General features: G+C 65.8%; 17 protein-coding genes. 9 read left to right on the top strand and 8 right to left on the bottom strand.

Annotation, left to right across the window (positions count from 1 at the left end; translation table 11 throughout):
* Positions 1-150: 150 nt before the first annotated feature.
* From L1080_RS17220 to L1080_RS17195, 6 genes are all read left to right on the top strand, one after another.
* On the top strand, positions 151-1,812 hold the full coding sequence (locus L1080_RS17220; RefSeq protein WP_250772635.1) for an FAD-dependent oxidoreductase: 1,662 nt from the start codon (positions 151-153) through the stop codon (positions 1,810-1,812).
* 36 nt (positions 1,813-1,848) lie between these two features.
* Entirely contained in the window at positions 1,849-2,823 is a 975-nt protein-coding gene (locus tag L1080_RS17215; RefSeq protein ID WP_159920403.1) for an NADPH:quinone oxidoreductase family protein, read from the top strand.
* A gap of 81 nt (positions 2,824-2,904) precedes the next feature.
* Positions 2,905-3,375 (top strand): MarR family winged helix-turn-helix transcriptional regulator, encoded by a 471-nt coding sequence (locus L1080_RS17210; protein WP_250772633.1) that lies wholly within the window; start codon positions 2,905-2,907, stop codon positions 3,373-3,375.
* Positions 3,372-4,901 carry a DHA2 family efflux MFS transporter permease subunit gene (locus L1080_RS17205; protein ID WP_250772631.1) on the top strand — a complete coding sequence of 510 codons (1,530 nt, stop codon included), beginning with the start codon at positions 3,372-3,374 and terminating at the stop codon, positions 4,899-4,901. The genes L1080_RS17210 and L1080_RS17205 overlap by 4 nt, the downstream gene beginning before the upstream one ends.
* A 158-nt stretch (positions 4,902-5,059) precedes the next feature.
* The gene (locus L1080_RS17200; RefSeq protein WP_159920409.1) at positions 5,060-6,157 is read left to right on the top strand and encodes an LLM class flavin-dependent oxidoreductase; all 1,098 of its coding nucleotides are present in this window, start codon (positions 5,060-5,062) and stop codon (positions 6,155-6,157) included.
* Positions 6,158-6,244: 87 nt separating this feature from the next.
* Positions 6,245-7,222 carry a pirin family protein gene (locus tag L1080_RS17195; RefSeq protein WP_250772628.1) on the top strand — a complete coding sequence of 326 codons (978 nt, stop codon included), beginning with the start codon at positions 6,245-6,247 and terminating at the stop codon, positions 7,220-7,222.
* Positions 7,223-7,233: 11 nt separating this feature from the next.
* Here L1080_RS17195 and L1080_RS17190 read toward each other — a convergent pair whose 3' ends face one another.
* From L1080_RS17190 to L1080_RS17180, 3 genes are read right to left on the bottom strand one after another with little or no spacing between them, the layout of a single operon-like run.
* Positions 7,234-8,178: a serine/threonine dehydratase gene (locus L1080_RS17190; RefSeq protein ID WP_250772603.1), complete on the bottom strand. Its 945-nt coding sequence runs from the start codon at positions 8,176-8,178 to the stop codon at positions 7,234-7,236.
* Positions 8,179-8,210: 32 nt separating this feature from the next.
* Positions 8,211-8,639: a PaaI family thioesterase gene (locus L1080_RS17185; protein WP_250772595.1), complete on the bottom strand. Its 429-nt coding sequence runs from the start codon at positions 8,637-8,639 to the stop codon at positions 8,211-8,213.
* Between the two features lie 3 nt (positions 8,640-8,642).
* Entirely contained in the window at positions 8,643-9,206 is a 564-nt protein-coding gene (locus tag L1080_RS17180; protein ID WP_159920417.1) for a TetR/AcrR family transcriptional regulator, read from the bottom strand.
* 164 nt (positions 9,207-9,370) lie between these two features.
* On the opposite strand from L1080_RS17180, the gene L1080_RS17175 reads away from it, so the two are divergent.
* Complete coding sequence (locus tag L1080_RS17175; RefSeq protein WP_159926985.1) at positions 9,371-10,522, top strand: adenylate/guanylate cyclase domain-containing protein; 1,152 nt, start codon at positions 9,371-9,373, stop codon at positions 10,520-10,522.
* Between the two features lie 12 nt (positions 10,523-10,534).
* Here L1080_RS17175 and L1080_RS17170 read toward each other — a convergent pair whose 3' ends face one another.
* Both L1080_RS17170 and pepN read right to left on the bottom strand, forming a co-directional pair.
* On the bottom strand, positions 10,535-10,732 hold the full coding sequence (locus L1080_RS17170) for a hypothetical protein (protein WP_159920419.1): 198 nt from the start codon (positions 10,730-10,732) through the stop codon (positions 10,535-10,537).
* 73 nt (positions 10,733-10,805) lie between these two features.
* The gene (pepN, locus tag L1080_RS17165; RefSeq protein WP_250772593.1) at positions 10,806-13,325 is read right to left on the bottom strand and encodes an aminopeptidase N; all 2,520 of its coding nucleotides are present in this window, start codon (positions 13,323-13,325) and stop codon (positions 10,806-10,808) included.
* 90 nt (positions 13,326-13,415) lie between these two features.
* Between pepN and L1080_RS17160 the strand changes: the two genes are divergently transcribed.
* Positions 13,416-13,967 (top strand): TetR/AcrR family transcriptional regulator, encoded by a 552-nt coding sequence (locus L1080_RS17160; RefSeq protein WP_159920423.1) that lies wholly within the window; start codon positions 13,416-13,418, stop codon positions 13,965-13,967.
* 219 nt (positions 13,968-14,186) lie between these two features.
* On the top strand, positions 14,187-15,782 hold the full coding sequence (locus tag L1080_RS17155; RefSeq protein ID WP_250772591.1) for a GMC oxidoreductase: 1,596 nt from the start codon (positions 14,187-14,189) through the stop codon (positions 15,780-15,782).
* 18 nt (positions 15,783-15,800) lie between these two features.
* Here L1080_RS17155 and L1080_RS17150 read toward each other — a convergent pair whose 3' ends face one another.
* From L1080_RS17150 to L1080_RS17140, 3 genes are all read right to left on the bottom strand, one after another.
* Complete coding sequence (locus L1080_RS17150) at positions 15,801-16,652, bottom strand: EamA family transporter (protein WP_250772588.1); 852 nt, start codon at positions 16,650-16,652, stop codon at positions 15,801-15,803.
* A gap of 61 nt (positions 16,653-16,713) precedes the next feature.
* Complete coding sequence (locus L1080_RS17145) at positions 16,714-17,514, bottom strand: crotonase/enoyl-CoA hydratase family protein (RefSeq protein WP_159920429.1); 801 nt, start codon at positions 17,512-17,514, stop codon at positions 16,714-16,716.
* Between the two features lie 58 nt (positions 17,515-17,572).
* Positions 17,573-18,415 (bottom strand): SDR family oxidoreductase, encoded by an 843-nt coding sequence (locus L1080_RS17140; protein ID WP_250772818.1) that lies wholly within the window; start codon positions 18,413-18,415, stop codon positions 17,573-17,575.
* Positions 18,416-18,491: the final 76 nt, after the last annotated feature.

Raw genomic sequence — 18,491 nt, 5'->3', positions numbered from 1 at the left:
TGCGTTTCCTTCGCTCGTGGACAGTCTCCTGATTCTCGCATTCGGCGGCGAGGGTTGTTCGGAGACGCGTTTCTCAGTACAGTTTCCATAACTGTTACTTCGTGTAACACACACGAACACATGGTCCGAACAGGTGTGAGGAATCCGCAAATGGCATATGTCATCACGCAGGCGTGCTGCAACGACGCGAGCTGTGTCTCCGCTTGCCCCGTGAACTGCATCCATCCGACGCCGGAGGAGCGGGAGTTCGCTCAGACCGAGATGCTCCACATCGACCCCGAGACCTGCATCGACTGCGGGGCGTGCGTCGACGCCTGTCCCGTGGACGCGATCTTCCCGGAAGACAAGCTCCTGGGATCGCTCACCCGCTACAAGGACATCAACGCCGACTACTACACGACCAACCCCATGCCGACGGGGTGGCTTCCGCTCACTCCCGCCACCCCGCCGCGACGGGATCTGGGGAAGCTGCGGGTCGCCGTCGTCGGTGCCGGGCCTGCTGCCTGCTACGCCGCCGGTGAGCTGCTCGAGCGCTCCGACGTCGAGGTCGACATGTTCGAGAAGCTGCCGACGCCGTGGGGCCTCGTCCGCGCCGGGGTCGCGCCGGACCATCCCGGTACCAAGGAGGTGACGCGGATGTTCGAGTGGAGCCTGGACCGCCCGAACTTCGAATTCCACCTCAACGTCGAGGTCGGCAAGCACATCACCCACGACGAGCTCCTCCGGAACCATCACGCGGTCGTCTACGCCGTGGGCGCGTCGAGCGACCGACGGTTGAACATCCCCGGTGAAGACCTGCCCGGAGTGCACGCTGCCACGGAGTTCGTTGCCTGGTACAACGGCCACCCGGACTATGCCGATCGCACGTTCGACCTCTCCGGGAAGCGGGCCGTGATCGTCGGAAACGGCAACGTCGCGCTGGACGTCGCCCGCATCCTCACGATGAACGTGGCGGAGCTGGAACGGACGGACATCGCCGATCACGCACTAGCTGCATTGCGCAACAGCAACATCGAGGAGGTTGTTCTCCTGGGTCGCCGAGGTCCCGCTCAAGCGGCATACAGCAACCCCGAGTTCCTTGCGCTCGGCGATCTCGAGAACGTGGACGTCGTCATCGACGAGGCCGATCTCGATCTCGATGACGGCAGCCGCGCATTGCTCGACGACCCGGCCACTGCGATGAAGGTCCGGCTGGCGCAGGAGTTCGCCGCACGCACTCCGCGGCCCGGACACAAGCGGATCGTGTTCCGGTACCTGACGTCCCCGCTCGACATCACGGGATCCGGTAGGGCCGAGGCGCTGCGCTTCGGTCGCAACGAACTCGTCGTCGACGAGTCCGGCGCCGTCGTCGCCCGGCCCGTCGACGACACCGGCTCGCTCGACACCTCTCTCGTGCTCCGCTCCATCGGCTACCGCGGCAATCCCGTGGGTGGCGTCGCGTTCGACGAGAAACGTGGCGTCATCCCCAACGAACGCGGCCGCGTATCCGACCGCGTGTACGTCACCGGGTGGATCAAGCGCGGTCCCAGCGGTGTCATCGGAACCAACAAGGCGTGCGCCAAGGAGACGGTCGCCGCCCTGCTCGAGGACTTCGAGGCGGGCAAACTTCGCGGCGACGTCGGAACCCGCAAGGACGTCAAGAAGCTCGTCGAGCGCCGGCAGCCGGAGCAGATCGGTTTCACCGGCTGGCGGGCGATCGACAAGGCCGAGACTGCGCGCGCGGAAGGGTCCGGCCGACCCCGGGTGAAGATGACGGACAAGGTCGAAATGGTGGCTGTCGCCCGCAAGCGGAGACGTCTCTTCGCTCGTTGATCACTTCCGGTCCCGGTACGCGTCTAGCATTCGGGAATGCGCGCAGTGGTGGTGACGGAACTGTCCGGGCCGGATGGCATGACGGTGCAGGAGGTGCCCGAACCGCAGGCTGATGGTGCGGTGCTGATCGATGTCCGGGCGAGTGGGGTGTGTTTCCCCGACCTGCTCATCAGCTACGGCAAGTATCAGATTCGGCCCGAGCCGCCGTTCGTTCCCGGGGCGGAAGTGGCCGGGGTTGTCGTGTCGGCGCCGCCGGACTGCGGGCTCGAACCCGGGCGGCGGGTGCTGGCCGTCTCGCACGTCGGCGGATACGCCGAGCGGGTCGCCGTGCCGCCCGCACAGGTGCTGCCGATCCCCGACTCGCTGAGCTTCGAAGCCGCTGCGTCCCTGATCGTCAACTATCAGACGATGGAGTTCGCGCTGCAACGGCGGGCGCAATTACGTTCCGGAGAGACGGTCGTCGTGCTGGGCGCGGCAGGTGGTGTCGGCACGTCGACGATCCAGCTGGCGAAGGCCCACGGCGCGCGGGTGATCGCCGTCGTGCGGCGGGACGGTGCCGGGGACTTCCTGCGGGAATTGGGCGCCGACGAGGTCGTGCAGCTCAGGGAAGGCTGGGGCGAGCATGTTCGCGCCCTGACCGGTGGTGTCGGCGCACAGGTGGTCGTCGATCCGGTCGGTGGTGACGCATTCGACGAAGCGGTGCGCGTGCTGGCCCCGGAAGGGCGGCTGCTGGTCATCGGGTTCGCCGGCGGAGCGATTCCCGAGGTCAAATTGAATCGTGTGCTCTTTCGCAACATCAGCATCGTCGGGGCGGCGTGGGGTGAATTCCTCCGTACCGAACCGGAGGCGCTGGCCGAGGTGCACGCTGCACTCCTCGGGCACATCGAGCGAGGTCTGACGCCGTTGGTGAAGAGCCGATACCGGCTGGCCGACGCCGCCGAGGCGCTGCGCGACCTCGAGGCGGGGCGCGTAATGGGCAAAGCCGTACTCGTGCAGGATCGCGAGCAGTGACGCTGTGATACCCGAGACCGATAATTCGGTTGCGTCATAGTTGCTCTTCGGCAATAGTTGCATGTGCGCTAGCATTTCGGGGTGGCCGACAACTCTCCTGCTCTTCTCTTCGATGCACTCAACGATTTCTTCTCGCAAGTGTTGTGTGTGGGGGAGTCGGAGTCGATGGACGCCCTGATCGAGCTGGACCTCACGTTCTCTCAGGTACGCATGCTTTTCGCGCTTGCGCAGCACGGTGAGCCACTGCCGATCCACGAGGTTGCGGAACGGTTGCGGCTCTCGGTGGCGGCAGCCGGTCGGAACGTCGACCAGCTCGTGAAGCTCGGTCTCGTCGTTCGTCGGGAGGACGACCGTGACCGCCGGGTCAAGCGAGTGTCCTTGTCGGAGGCGGGGCACGAGCTGGCCAACCACCACATCGACTGCAAGCGTGATCAGTTGCGACAGTTCGCATGGCGGATTCCGGAGGCCGAGCGGGCTCGACTGATCGAGGCCCTACAACCGATCCTCGCAGGTAACTTCCTGCGGGAAGACAACCAGGAGACATTCGGATGACATCGCCGAACGCCGCGCCCGCGGTGCCCGACAAGCTCGACGGCACGGTCCTCAAGATCGCGTCGGTGGTGGTGCTCGGCGCCATCATGTCGATCCTCGATGTGACCGTGGTCAGCGTCGCGCTGCCGACATTCGCCACCGAGTTCGACAGCACCTACGCCACCGTTGCGTGGACGATGACCGGGTACACGCTCGCGCTCGCTACCGTCATCCCTCTCACCGGGTGGGCGGCCGACAGGTTCGGCACCAAGCGCCTGTACATGACCGCACTGATCCTGTTCGTGCTCGGCTCGGTGCTGTGTAGTTTCGCCTGGGACATCACGACGCTGATCGGATTCCGCGTGCTTCAAGGTCTCGGCGGCGGCATGTTGATGCCGCTCGGCATGACCATCATGACAAGGGCGGCCGGCCCGGATCGAGTCGGCCGGGTCATGGCGGTGCTCGGTATCCCGATGCTGCTCGGACCCATCGGCGGTCCGATCCTCGGTGGCTGGCTGATCGAGGCGGCCAGCTGGCACTGGATCTTCCTGATCAACCTGCCCATCGGTATCGTCGCGCTCGCGGCGGCGTTCATCATCCTGCCGTCGGACAAGCCTTCGCCGTCGGAGTCCTTCGATTTCCTCGGAATGCTGCTGCTCTCGCCCGGCCTGGCGTTGTTCCTGTTCGGTGTGTCGTCCATTCCCGAGGTCGGCACCGTGGCCTCGGCCCGAGTGCTGGTGTCCGGAGCCATCGGATTGGTGCTCATCATCGCGTTCGTCTTCCATGCGCTTCGCAAGGATCACCCGCTGATCGACCTCCGCCTGTTCAAGAACCGGCAGTTGTCGGTCGCGGTCATCACGACCTCGCTGTTCATTGTCGCGTTCATGGGTGCAGGTCTGCTCTTCCCGAGTTACTTCATCCAGGTCGGGGGACACACCACTCTGGCTGCCGGTCTGCTGATGGCTCCGCAGGGAATCGGCGCGATGCTGACCATGCCGGTCGCCGGTCGGCTCGTCGACAAGATCGGTCCGGGCAAGATCGTGCTCACGGGTCTGCCGCTGATTCTAGTCGGCCTGGGAGTGTTCACCCAGGTCGCAGGGGATTCACCGGCGTGGCTGCTGATGTGTGCGCTGTTCGTGATGGGCCTGGGAATGGGTTGCACCATGATGCCGCTGATGACCGCAGCCATCGTCACCCTGTCCAACGAGCAGGTCGCGCGCGGTTCTTCGCTGATGAACATCGTCCAGCAGACCGCGGGTTCGATCGGTACCGCCGTCATGTCGGTCGTTCTGACGAACCAGCTACTCGATCGGGGTCTCGACAACCAGACCGTGGCGATGCAGCACGTTCCCGAGGTGGCCGCGCAGCAGCCTCCCGGCGCCGTCGACAGCATTCTGAACGCCGCGGCCGACGCCTTCGGTAACACCTTCATGGTGGCGACCGTGCTCATCGCACTGACTCTGATTCCGGCGTTCCTGTTGCCGCGGAAGAAGACGGTGAATCCGGCGCTCGAAGCAGAGGATGTTCCGCAGATCATGATGCACTGACCGGCTGCGCGGAGGATCCGGCGTATCGCGTCGAGGGGCGGCAAGCACTTCTGTGCTTGCCGCCCCTCGCGTTCCCGGCTATCCGGAATACTCCCATGTGGTTGAATGTTGTATCAGATTGATGCACGCGTGACTGTGCGGTTCGGGAGGAACATCTCATGCAGTTCGGAATATTCACCGTCGGCGACGTGACGACCGACCCCACCACCGGCCGCACTCCGTCCGAGCACGAGCGCATCAAGGCGATGACCACCATTGCCACACACGCTGAAGAGGTCGGGCTCGACGTCTTTGCGACCGGCGAGCATCACAATCCGCCTTTCGTCCCGTCGTCCCCGACGACCATGCTGGGGTATCTCGCCGCCAAGACGAAGAAGATCATCCTCTCGACGTCGACAACGCTGATCACGACCAACGACCCGGTGAAGATCGCCGAGGACTACGCCATGCTGTCGCATCTCGCCGACGGACGCGTCGACCTGATGATGGGCCGCGGCAATACGGCTCCGGTCTATCCGTGGTTCGGTCAGGACATCCGCCAGGGAATTCCGCTGGCGCTCGAGCATTACCGGTTGCTGCGTCGACTCTGGGACGAAGAGGTCGTGGACTGGCAGGGACAGTTCCGTACCCCCTTGCAGGGCTTCACCTCGACGCCGCGGCCGCTCGACGGTATTGCGCCGTTCGTGTGGCACGGCTCCATCCGCAGCCCGGAAATCGCGGAGATTGCGGCCTTTCACGGCGACGGATTCTTCGCGAACAACATCTTCTGGCCCAAGGAGCACTACATCGCGCTGATCAATCTGTACCGGGAGCGCTACGAGCATTACGGTCACGGGCGTGCCGATCAGGCGATCGTCGGATTGGGTGGGCAGGTGTTCATGCGAAAGAACGCTCGGGACGCCGTCGACGAGTTCCGACCCTACTTCGACAACGCCCCGGTGTACGGGCACGGCCCCAGCCTCGAAGACTTTACCGAGCAGACGCCGTTGACGGTCGGGACGCCCGAGCAGGTGATCGAGAAGACCCTCACGTTCGCCGACTTCTTCGGCGACTATCAGCGTCAGCTGTTCCTCGTCGATCATGCAGGCCTTCCCCTGAAGACGGTGCTCGAACAGCTGGACCTGCTCGGTGGCGAGGTGGTTCCTGTGCTGCGCAAAGAGTTTGCCGCGCGTCGTCCGGCGCACGTGCCGGAGAATCCACCGACGCACGCGTCGATGAAGGCCGATCGGACGTTGACCGAGGCCACCCCTCTGTAGAACTGATGTGGCGTCTGTCGACGAGACGAGACCCCGAACGTCGTACACGTGGTACCGCGCAGAGCCGACGAAAGGCACGATGGAATCGTGAGCAATGTGGAAGCGAATTCGGTGGAGAAGCGGTGTGAGTCCCGTCCCGGTGGCGAGGGTATCGAGGTGCTGAGCCCGCGCGAGGTTCCGCTGGGCGGCCCTCGCGCCATGCCGGTCCGGCGCACTCTGCCGCAGCGCGAGCGTTCACTGATCGGGGCGTGGTGTTTCGCCGATCACTACGGCCCGGACGATGTCGGACTCACCGGGGGGATGAACGTCCCGCCGCATCCACACACCGGGCTGCAGACAGTGAGCTGGTTGTTCACCGGCGAAATCGAGCACCGCGACAGTATCGGCTCACACGCCATGGTCCGGCCCGGCGAACTGAACCTGATGACGGCCGGGCGGGGCATCGCACACTCGGAGGTGTCGACGCCGGAGACTCGCATTCTGCACGGCGCCCAGCTGTGGGTGGCGTTGCCCGCCTCGGCTCAGGACGCGCCGCCCGCCTTCGACACCTATGCGCCGGAACCGGTGGAGTTGGACGGCGCAACGGTCCGGGTTTTTCTCGGTACCACGGCGGGGTCGACCTCGCCGGTCCACACATTCTCGCCGCTGTTGGGGGCGGAGGTCCTGCTCGATCCGGGTGCCGACGTCACCTTCGACATCGAACCCGGTTTCGAAGTCGGGGTTCTGGTCGACGAAGGTGACGTCCGTCTACGCGGAACCCCGTTGAAGTGGGCGGACCTCGGCTATCAGCCGCCGGGGTCCTCGGTAGTGGCGTTGCGAAATACCGGTGAGACCCGCGCCCGGCTGCTGCTGCTCGGCGGCGAGCCACTCGGCGAGCAGGTGATCATGTGGTGGAACTTCCTCGGTCGCAGCCACGACGACATCGTCGGCTACCGCCGGGACTGGCAGTCGGAAATCCGTGGCGCAGGGTCCGCCGACTACCGGTTCGGAACCGTCGAGGGATACGACGGTTCGGCTTTGCCTGCGCCAGAGCTGCCGAACAGCCGGCTGAAACCCCGCGGCTGATCCCTCGCCCTTCAGTAGCTGGTCAGTGCGGTGTTGGCCCCGCACAGGACGACACACAGCGGTCGATCCGACGGCGGTACGAGTTCGCCGGTGAGGATCGCGGCGAGCGCCGCCGCCGTGCCGTGTTCGACGACGATCCGGAACTCCTCCCACAGGAGCGTTCGCGCGTCGAGCAGTGCGCTGTCGTCCACGACGAGGCTGTCGACGGGCCGCCCAGACACGGTGGCCCACGCGATCGAGCCGATCTGGGTGGCCCCGAGAGAGTCGCCGGCAATGCTGTCGATGTCGATGTCCACGGGACGGCGTGCCGCGACGGCCGTGTGCAGGGTGGCCGCGCCGCGCGGTTCCACACCGATGATGGCGTCGTCGTCGCGGCTACCCGCGACGATGCCCGACAGCAGTCCGCCGCCGCCCACGGCGACCACGTAGGTGACCGGTTCGGGGACGTCGTCCTGGATCTCGAGGGCGATGGTGCCCGCTCCCGCGACGATGTCGGGAAGGTCGTAGGCGTGCAGCGCCAGTGCGTTCGACGACTCGGCGAGCTCTGCGGCGTACGCGGCGGCCTCCGCATAGTGGTCACCCACCGTGCGGACATCCGCCCCCAGCGCCCGCAGTTTCTCGATCTTGATGTCGGGCGCGGTGTTCGGCACCACCACGGTGCATCTCACACCGCGCAGGCGTGACGCCCAGGCTGCGCCGATCGCGGCGTTTCCACCGGAGGCGATGACGACCCCCGCGTCGGCGAGCTGCCCCTCCTCCTCTGCGTGAAGCATGGCGTTGAGACTGCCGCGGACCTTGAACGATCCGCCGTACTGGAGGAATTCGAGCTTGAAGATCACCGGAACGTCACCGTGGGCCGTCGGAACGGTGGCCCGGAAGGTGGGAGTTCGCCGAATCAGCCCGTCGATGCGCTCGCGCGCGTGAACGACGGAAGCATGGTCCACTGTGTCTGCCATGACATCCATCGTGTCATCTCGTGGCGGCGGTGCTACCGCGTCTGCTTGACCGTCGCGGTTCCCTGCGCGGCGGCACAGAGCACCTCTACGCCGTCTTCCTGCACTGCGTAGATGTCGCAGCGGCACAGGGCCTGCCGCCGGGTCGCGGCGTCGGCCCGAGCGTCGGCGCGAAGGATCACTCCCAGCGCCGGACGCAAGTAGGTGATCGTGAATCCGGCGGTCATGATGTTCGCTCCGAGCACGGTGCCGGCCGCGAAGGTGAGCGCATTGTCGGCGGCGTAGGACAGGACGCCGCCGTGCACGAAACCACTCTGCTGCCGTAGATCGTCACGGACGGGAATCTCGAGGGTGGTACGGCCGTCGCCGAACTGCGTCATGCGGGCGCCCATGAGCATGCTGAATGGCTGGGCTTCCAGCACGGCCCGGGCAGAGTCCGGAGTCAAGGCGACATCCACGGTCATGGTTCACTCCTGAGTTCGTAGCGACATCCACGCGGCGCGCGCCAATTCCGGGGCCACGGCGGCGGGTTCGGTGGTCATCGAGCCGGCGAGCCAGTGCCGGGAATACTCCTGCGCAGGTCCGAGCCACAGTGCGTACAGAACATCGAAGCCGAGGCGACGGACCGTGCCGTAATGCTCGTGGACACGCCACCAGTGCGTCACCTGGCGGAAGAATGCGGCGTTCTTGTCGTGCACACGCTGGTCGACGGCAGGGGGACGAGGCGCAGACAGGATCGCAGCCCTGTCCCTGTGTGTGGACACCCACGCGAGGTGGTGTACGACCGCTCCTTCGATTCCGGTCCGGGCGTCCGCGCACTCGGACAGTGCAGTCCAGAACTGATCCTGATAGTCGGTGAGTGCGCGGAGCCAGACCTGTGCGTACAGCTCGGCCTTGTTGGGGAAGTGGTGGTACACCGCACCCACGCTCGCCCCAACCTCCTGCCGGATGTCGGACAGTCGGGTCTCGAGAACTCCGCGGCGTGCGAAGTGTGCTTCCGCCGCATCCAACAACAGACTTTGAATCGGCATGCACCGAATATAGTTCGGTCTCGCCGTCCGTGGGAAGCACTTCCCGTAATCTCCGCGATCAAGGCCGTGATGCCTGCGACGATGAGGACGTGCTCAATTCCGGGGCGAAACGGCGGCTTCCGCGGCGAGTCGGCGTGCGGCTCGTGCCGCGGCCGGGAGGGTTGGTGTCCCCGGCGCCTCGATTACTGCGCCGTCCGGTTCCGCATCGTGTTCAGATCGAGAACTTCGAACGTGCCGGTCTCCTGGAGGGGCTCTCGGGTTCGGACCGTGCTGCCCGGATCGGCGTGCTCGACACGCTGGTCGCGGAGAACGTGACCATCGACGAACTACGGGCTGCGACTCAGGGCAACCGGCTCGCGCACCTGTTGCTCGAGCATGCCTTGTCGCCGAAAGGCACGTACAGCATCGAGGAAATCTCGCAGCTGGCCGGTCTCACCGTCGAGGATGCCCGCCGTTGGTTTCGTGCCATCGGCAGGGGAGCGTCCGAGGACGGGGCGTACTACAACGACGGTGATGTGAGCCTTGCGCGAGGATTGAAGCAGTACCGAGATCTGGGACTCGACGAAGGTGGAATGTTCGCGGCCGCACGCGTCATGGGCCGCAATATCTGGACGTTGGCCGATGCCGCGGAGGCCCTCCTCCAGGACCGTCTCGCGGCAGCGGGTGATCACCCGGAAGTTGCCCTGCAGTATGCGGTGGAGGTGCGCCGCATCGCAGATTTCCAGGCACAGATACTCGCGCACATTCTTGCGACGAGCCTGCGTGAACAACTGCGTTCGGACGCGGTCGGCATCGCCGGTGACTCGAACCTGCACATCCGGGGTTCACAGCAGATCGGGGTGTGTTTCGCCGATCTCGTCGGGTTCACGCTGCTCGGCGAACAGGGCGCGGCGGACGATCTGAGCCGGGTCGCGGAACGGCTCGACCGCCTGGCCACTGACCTGGTGGTCTCGCCTGTGCGATTGGTGAAGACGATCGGGGACGCGGTCATGCTGGTGTCGTGGGATGCCTCCGCGCTCGCGGGCGCCGCACTCGACCTCGTCGATGCCGCCCGTCTGGAAGGATTGCCACCACTTCGGGCCGGCATCGACTGGGGAACCGCAGTGCCGAGCGCGGGCGACTGGTTCGGTCGACCGGTCAACATGGCGTCCCGCGTGGTGGCCGTCGCACCCGCCCACGAGGTGGTGGTCACCGGTGAGTTTTACGACGAACTGGACACCGACGACTTCTGGTGCGAACCGGCCGGCAGCCACAGGCTGAAGGGCATCGATTCGCCTCGGGAACTTTTCGCGATCGGCCGACGATCCGTCGCCTGAGTAACAGTTCTGCTAGAGCTTGTAGGACCCCGCGAAAATCGAGATTCCCGGCTTTCGGCTCTCGACCTTGGTGTCCACGTGCAGGTCGGCGTAACCATCCTTGCCCTCGCGGAGCATCCGGGGACCGACGATTTCCTGCAGGACGTGTTCCTCCGCCGACTCGAACGACGTGTCCGACGGGAGTTCGACCTCGAAACTGTGCTGGTCCACGAGTGTCCTTTCCTGGTACTTCCGCGGGCGAATGCCGGTCCCGTCTCGATGATATGGGCTCCTCGCCCGCGCGTCAGGGTTCGTCCGAGGGCGTGCGCGTCCCGAATCCGGAGTTGAACTCCTGCGCCCGGAGATCGCGCGCGAGATGGTCGCGTTGCTCGACGATCAGTCTTCGTAGAGCGCCCGGTGCGTCGGCGTTCGCTGCGAGCCAGGCGTCGGCCGCGGCGAGGTTCGTGTCCCGGGGGAACAAGCCGGTCACCACCCGGCGTGCCATCTCGATGCTCCGGTCCCGCCAGGTCGGACGCACTGCGGCGAAATAGTCCTCCGCGAACGGTGCGGCGAGGTCACGGCGTGCTCCCGCGAGAAATCCGCTGATGGTGGCGTCGAGGTGATCGTTCGACAGCGAGTGGTCGTGGAAGATGGACGCCCAGGCCTCCGCCTTGACGGCGACTTCCGGACGGGCCGACATCGCACGCAGGTACGCGGTGCGACCGGACCCGGTGTCGTCCCGCTGCCATTCGGCGTGCAGGTCGGTGTCATCGGCATGACCGGTGGCGGCGAGAGCGAGCCACAACGCCCACCGCAGGTCGGGGTCGAGAGACAGTCCGGACGGCGGCGGTGCACTGCCATCGAGAATCGATCGAATATCCGCCGCCCGGCCTCCGTCGGTTGTCGCAACGGCGGCGACAGCGCGCGCCCAGGTGAGCTGGGCACCGGAATCACTGACGAACATTTCGTTCCAGGTGTGCTCGAGCCATCGCCTGCGGGCGTCCGCTCGGGCGGATTCGGGTAGGTAGTGCTCGATCGCGAAGGGCGCATTCGACAGCACCGAGGTCAGGAGAGCCGGGTTGGACTCCGTAGGCGAGAACCGCTGCGCCATGGCAAGATAGCGGGCTGCCTCCAGTTCACTGTCCCGCGTCGCATTCCAGAGGGACGACCAGATCAGCCCGCGTGCCAACGGGTCGCGAACCCGGTCGAGGGAGTTCTCCACCGTGGTCAGCGAGCGAGTGTCGAGGCGCACCTTCGCATACGTCAGATCGGCGTCGTTCGGTAGCACCAGCGGGGCATCTGAGAGGTCGACGGGAGTCCGCGACGTCGTGATGTCGATTTCGGATCGCTCGTTGCACACCAGGTCGCCGGCTTCATCGAAGTCGTACATGCCGATCGCCAGCCGGTGCGGTCGGGGATCGGTCTGCGAAAGAGTCGCGCCGCCCCCGTCATTGCGCTCCAGGGCCAGAGTCGATACTCCGCTGGTCTGCAACCAGGCGGCGGCCCAGCTGGTCAAGTCGCGACCGGATGTGCCGGACAGCTCGGTCAGCAGATCGGCCAAGGTGGTGTTCCCGAAGGCATGGGCGCGGAAGTAGCGGCGAGCGCCCTCGAAGAAGGCGTCCCGACCCACGTAGGCCGCGAGCTGCTTCAGCACACTGGCGCCCTTGGCGTAGGTGATGCCGTCGAAATTGAGCTTCGCGGCTTCGAGGTCGACGATGTCGGCCACGATGGGATGGGTCGTCGGGAGCTGGTCCTGGAGATAAGCCCAGGCCTTGCGCCGGTTGGCGAACGCCACCCACGCCTGTGTCCACCGCGTCGCCTCGGCACTCGCGAGTGACCCCATGTAGTCGGCAAACGACTCCTTGAGCCACAAATCGTCCCACCACACCATGGTGACGAGGTCACCGAACCACATGTGCGCCATCTCGTGGAGGATCGTGTTGGCCCGGCCCTCGTACTGGGCATCGGTCGCCGACCCACGGAACACGTACGCCTCGGTGAAGGTGACGCAGCCCGGATTCTCCATGGCCCCGAGGTTGTACTCGGGCACGAAGACCTGGTCGTACTTACCCCACGGATACGGGAAGTCGAAGGCGTCGGCGAAGAAGTCCAAGCCCTGCTGAGTAATTTCGAAAATGGTGTCGGCGTCCAGATATCGTGCCAGGGATGCCCGGCACAGGACGCTCAGCGGAACTGTGAGGTTTCCTCTCTGCCAGGAGGATTCGACCCTGTGGTACGGACCGGCCACGACCGCGGTGATGTAGGTGGACAGGGGCAAGGTAGCTGCGAAGGTGACGACCTGGCCGTCGCTCACGGTGTCGCGACGGTCGACGTACTGGTTGGAGATCACTTCCCAGCCGCGTGGCGCGGTGACGACGAAGGTGAACGGAGCCTTGAGGTCGGGTTGTTCGAAGCACGGGAAAACCCGGCGGGCGTCGGCCGGCTCGTACTGGGTGTACAGGTACGTCTGTCCGTCGGACGGGTCGACGAACCGGTGCAGACCCTCCCCGCTGCGCGAGTAGTCGCCCTGTGCGACCACGGTCACGACAGAGGATTCCCGTAGTCCGGTCAATGCGATACGTGCACCGTCGTACTGCACATCCACTGCGGTTCCGTCGACGGTCACCGACTCCACCCGGGCACCGATGAAGTCGAGCCAGGTCTCGGGGGAGTGCGAGGTGAATTCCACCGTGGTGGTGGTGCTGAAGGTGTCCACGCCGGGGTCGACGGCGGCGAGTAGGTCGAGCTCCACTCGGTACCGGAGCACCTCGATCGACCGGCTGCGTTCAGCTGTTTCGGCCCGGGACAGGTTCGCGGTACTCACGGCGTCGATACTGCCAGGCGGAGAGGGCTCGCGGAGAGAGACGGTGCGACGGCCGGGCGACCACATGAGGCGGTACCCGATAATGGCCCCATGCGGTCGCGGAGGAAGATCCTGGATGCCACGCTCGAGTTGATCAGAAGTGACGGCTTCGACGGGGTCACCATCGCGGCGGTGGCTCAGGCCGCGGGCGTCACGCGGCAAACCGTCTACTCCATCTTCGGGTCACGCGAGGAACTGGTGTCGCAGGCGATCGCCGGTCTTGCGGTGGAGGTGGTGGGCGGCATCCGTTCCCGCTTGGACGCCACCGACACGCCCTTCGAGCTCGTCGTCGAGCTTGTCGTCGCCAGTCGGGCTGCGGTGCACGCGGACCCGGTCCTCGCGGCACTGCTCCAGGCCGAGCAGGGAAACCCTCTTTTCGACGCGGGAATGATGCGTCGCGCCAAACCCGTTGCACGCGAGTTGCTCTCACCCCTCGTTGATCGCTACCCCGACACGCAGACGTACCTGGACGACATCGTCGAAATTCTGGTCCGCCTGGGACTCTCGGTCATCATGTTCGACGACGAAGCCGTTCACGCCGACGACGACCTGCGCAGGTTTCTCACCCGCTGGCTACTGCCGGCGATGCCCTTCGGCTCGTGACGACCCGGCGCGGTGTGCGCCCCAGGTTCCGCCTCTCGAACAAACGAGTTTCTTGACACATCTTCGATCGAGTGTCTAGTTTTGACCTCGCCTGAGGGATTGCTTCGGGCGCTCTGCCCGCAAAGTGCGTCCGGTTGGCCGGCTCACGCGTGATGTGACCACGTCGACCTGTCTTGTCATCTCGCCGAGTACGTCTTCACCGAGAGCTGGGGGAAAGCTGTGTCTGCACTCAATCGCCGGTCCTTTCTGACGGGCGCGGCCGCCGCGGGAATTGCGTTGGCGAGCCCGCGTGTTGCCCAGGCCGGCGTCGGTCGCGAGGACCGTGGTGCGCGAACCTCGGTCACCCGCGAAAGTCATCGGGTCATCGTCGTCGGATCCGGATTCGGGGGTGGTGTCGCAGCTCTTCGTCTTGCCGGGGCGGGCGTGCCGGTACTCGTGCTCGAACGCGGAATGCGTTGGCCCACAGGGCCCAATGCGGAGACTTTTCCGCGGGCTACAGCTCCGGACAAACGGATCCTCTGGTACGAATCCAGCCCACAGCTCTTCGGCACGCCGGTGGCGATGGAGCCGCACGCAGGTCTCCTCGAGGCGGTGCTCGGTGAGAACATGACCGCACTGTGCGCTGCGGGAGTCGGCGGCGGATCCTTGGTATATCAAGGGATGACGCTGCAGCCGGCCGAGGCCGTCTTCAACACTCATTTCCCGGAGGCGCTCGACTGGGTGAGCATGGACAGGATTCACTATCCGCGGGTCGCTCGCATGCTGAAACTCGCGGTCGCTCCCGACGAACTGGTCGCCAGCCCGAACTACCGAGCTGCAAGGGTATTCGAGCAGAACGTCACGCGTGCCGGTCTTCCCGTGGCGAAAATTCCGATGCCGATCGACTGGAACTACGCGCTCGACGAGGTCCACGGGCGCGTGAAAGCGTCGTATACCAATGGCGACGGCGCTCTCGGCGTGAACAACGGCGGTAAACACTCGGTCGACGTCACGTACATCGCCGCCGCCGAGGCGACCGGGCGCGTGACAGTGGAGATCCTGCACCAGGTCACCGACGTCGAGCGGGCCAAGGATGGCCGATGGATCGTGCACGTCGACCGGATCGACTCGTCCGGCAGAGTCCTCGAGAAGAAGATACTCACGACGACCGCTCTGGTGATGGCCGCCGGCAGTGTGAACACCACCAAGCTGCTGGTGCGGGCGTCGGCGAAGGGACAGATTCCGGACCTACCCGACCAATTGGGCGCCGGTTGGGGTACCAATGCCGACCGAATCTATGTGTGGACAAGCCTCGAAGAGGAATTCGGCGCTCCGCAGGGCGGCCCGGTGGTCTACGGCAGTCTGAACTGGGACGACCCCTCGTCCGCTCACACGGTCATCCAGGCGTCGATACCACCGCTCTCCTTCGACGCCCGCAGCACCATGCTCGTCGGGTACGGCGTCAGTGAGGGCCGTGGCAGCATTGCCTACGACTCGGCGAATGACGGCGCTGTATTGCGTTGGCCGAAGGAAGGTGACGCAGTCATTCAGCAGGGTCATATCGATCCGACCGTGCGAAGAATCGCCGGACCGGGAAGCATACTCACGGATACAAATTCGGGATTCCCCTCCACCTGGCATCCGCTGGGCGGTGCCTGCATGGGCGCGGTGTGCGACCTCGAAGGCCGCGTGCACGGCCAGCGCGGGCTGTACGTGCTCGACGGTGCCCTGATGCCCGGCAACACCGCCGCGTGCAACCCGTCGATGACGATCGCCGCTGTGGCCGAGCGCGCATTGGACCGCATTGTCGCTGCCGACGTCGGGACCCTGATATGAACTGGACGCGGAGAGGAACTACCTGTTACTCAGCACCGACCCGATGCCGGCGGCGACGACGAGCGCGATCGCGGCCAGCGTCTGCAGTCCCAGTACCTGCCCGAGGACGAGAACCCCGGCGAGCGTGGCAGCAGCCGGCTCGAGCGCGATGAGGATGGCGAACACCTTCTTGCTCATCACCTGTAGCGCCCGCAGTTCGAGAGTGTACGGAATGACCGAAGACAGCAGAGCCACCGCGGCGCCCACCGCCAGAGTGCGGGGATCGAACAGTGCTGTCCCGCCTGAAATCACACCGAGAGGCAGCGTGAGCACCGCAGCGACGATGCTGGCACCGGCCAGGCCGTCAGCGCTCGGAACCGTCGCCGCCAAGTGGGAACCGGCGACGATGTAGCCCGCCCACGCCGCCCCCGCAATGAGGGCGAACGCAACACCGACGGCGTCCAGCGCCTCGGTGCCCGTGTCCCGCAATCCGAGGATCACCACTCCCGCGAGAGCCGCCAGCACCCACACGCCGTCGCGGAGTCGCCGCGACAAGACGGCGGCCAGGGTGAGCGGCCCCAGGAACTCGATGGTGACGGTGGTGCCCAACGGTAGCCGCGCCAGCGCCTCGTAGAAGGCCGAATTCATCACTGCGAGAGCAAGTCCCAGGGCGATAATGCCCTCTCGTTGCGGTCGCGTCCACCGATGCCATCGTGGACGGACCAGAATGCCGAGGATCAGTGCGGCGACGGTGAGCCGCAGTGCCACGGCGCCCGACGCGCCCACCGTGTCGAACAAGGTGCTCCCGAAGGCGGCGCCGAACTGGACGGACAACACCGATCCGAGGACCGACAGGACAGGGACGAGCCGGCTGGGGGACGTTCCGGTCACGGGCGCTGTGTCTCCGCCGCAGCGGTGCGGTGAACCTGTCTTACGGCCGGGCGGAACCGATTCACTGCCCCGTGAAGTTCGGTGTCCGGCGATCGAGCATCGCCCCGACCGCTTCGTGGTGGTCGGCGGTGTGGTGCGCGAGCGCTTGCATCGCCGCCGAGAGTTCGAGCAGGCTTTCGAGGCTGTGTTGACGTCCCTCGCGGAGCAACTTCTTGGTCATCCGGAGCACCTGAGGTGGGTTGACCGCCACCCGGTCGGCCAGCGCGCGCGCCGCCGGCAGCAACTGGTCGGGCTCGGTCACCTGGGAGACGAGTCCCCACTCGAGGGCTTTGGCGGCGTCGATCGCGTCACCGGTGAACGCCATCTCGCTGGCGCGCGCCATGCCGATGGCCTGCGGAAGAAACCAGGCGCCCCCGTCGCCGGGAACGAGGCCGACCTTGACGAAACTCTCCGCGAAGACGGCGGCGGTGGAGGCGATCCGCATGTCACACATCAACGAGAGGTCGCAACCGGCACCGATTGCCGGCCCGTTGACGGCGGCGATGGTCGGTACCTCGCAGTGGTACAGGGCGAGCGGGATCCGCTGGATACCGTGGCGGTAGCCCTGCCGGATTTCGGCGGGGGAGCCGCCGAACATTCCTTCGCGGTTCTGCATGTGCTTGACGTTGCCGCCGGAAGAGAACGCCGAACCGGAACCGGTGATGATGGCGGCGCGCACGCTGGGGTCACCGTTGACCTCGGCCACCGCGTTCTCGAGTGCCTCGATCACGTCGGGCTCGGAGATCGGGTTGCGGGCCTCAGGACGATTGAGCGTCCACGTGATGATGTCGCCATCGCGGGTGGTGAGCACAGCGTCGGTCATGTACGGCTCCCTCGGGGTGTGTGCGGCTTTGGGATCAGAGCCAAGTCTTGCATTTTGGCTAGATGCCGGCCCGCCGCACCAACGCGTCGGTGAGGGTCGGCGCGAAGAAGCCCAGAACTCGGAAGAGCTCCCCATATCCCGGAAGCAACTCGACCGGCCGCGTCCGGACGGCGGTGACGAACCATTCGGCCGCCTGCTCCGGGGACAACGCCGCCATCGAGTCGTAGTCCGCGGTCGGGGCGATCATCGGCGTCCGCACCAGAGGCAGGTCGAGGGTGGTCACGGCGATGCCGCGATCGCGAAGTTCGGCACCGAGGCTGCGGCCGAACGCGCCGACCGCCGCCTTCGACGCGTGGTAGGCGGAGAACTTGGGCATCACACCCGCGGGCACGCCCCACGTGGCCACGTTGATGATGTGGCCGTCGCCGCGCTCGAGCATCGACGGAAGCAACGCGAGCGTGAGCCGGGTCGAACCGAAGTAGTTGATCGCCATGGTGCGCTCGTAGTCGTGGAAGCGGTCGAGCGAATCTTCGACCGTCCGCCGTATCGAGCGTCCGGCGTTGTTGACGAGGACGTCGACAGGGCCGATATCGCCGAGCACCCGGGACACCATGTCGTCGATCGAGTCGGGGTCGGTCAGATCGCAGGGAACGGCGTGCGCGTCGCACCCTGCGCGCAGGATGTCGTCGCGGACGGCTTCGAGGGCTTCGGCGCCTCGGGCGACGAGCACGACCTCCGCTCCGAGATGTGCCAGTCGGCGTGCCGCAGCCTCGCCGACACCCGACGAGCCCCCGGTGACCAGGATGCGCTTCCCGGCAACCCGATGTCCCGACTTCGGTACGAGGCGCGTCGCGAGTGTCCGCGGCGAGGGGAGAGGATTCAGTGCCGCCTGGGTGAGCAACTGTCGGATCACGTCCCCAGCGTGGCAGCAGACCGCCCGCAATGCACCCGGCGACACGGCAAGGACAAAAACAATC

The organism is Rhodococcus sp. MSC1_016 (assembly GCF_023667485.2).
GTDB classification, from domain to species: Bacteria; Actinomycetota; Actinomycetes; order Mycobacteriales; family Mycobacteriaceae; genus Rhodococcus_F; species Rhodococcus_F oxybenzonivorans.
The sequence above is the reverse complement of the archived record's forward strand: the minus strand, read 5'-3'. Positions and strand labels throughout refer to the sequence as shown.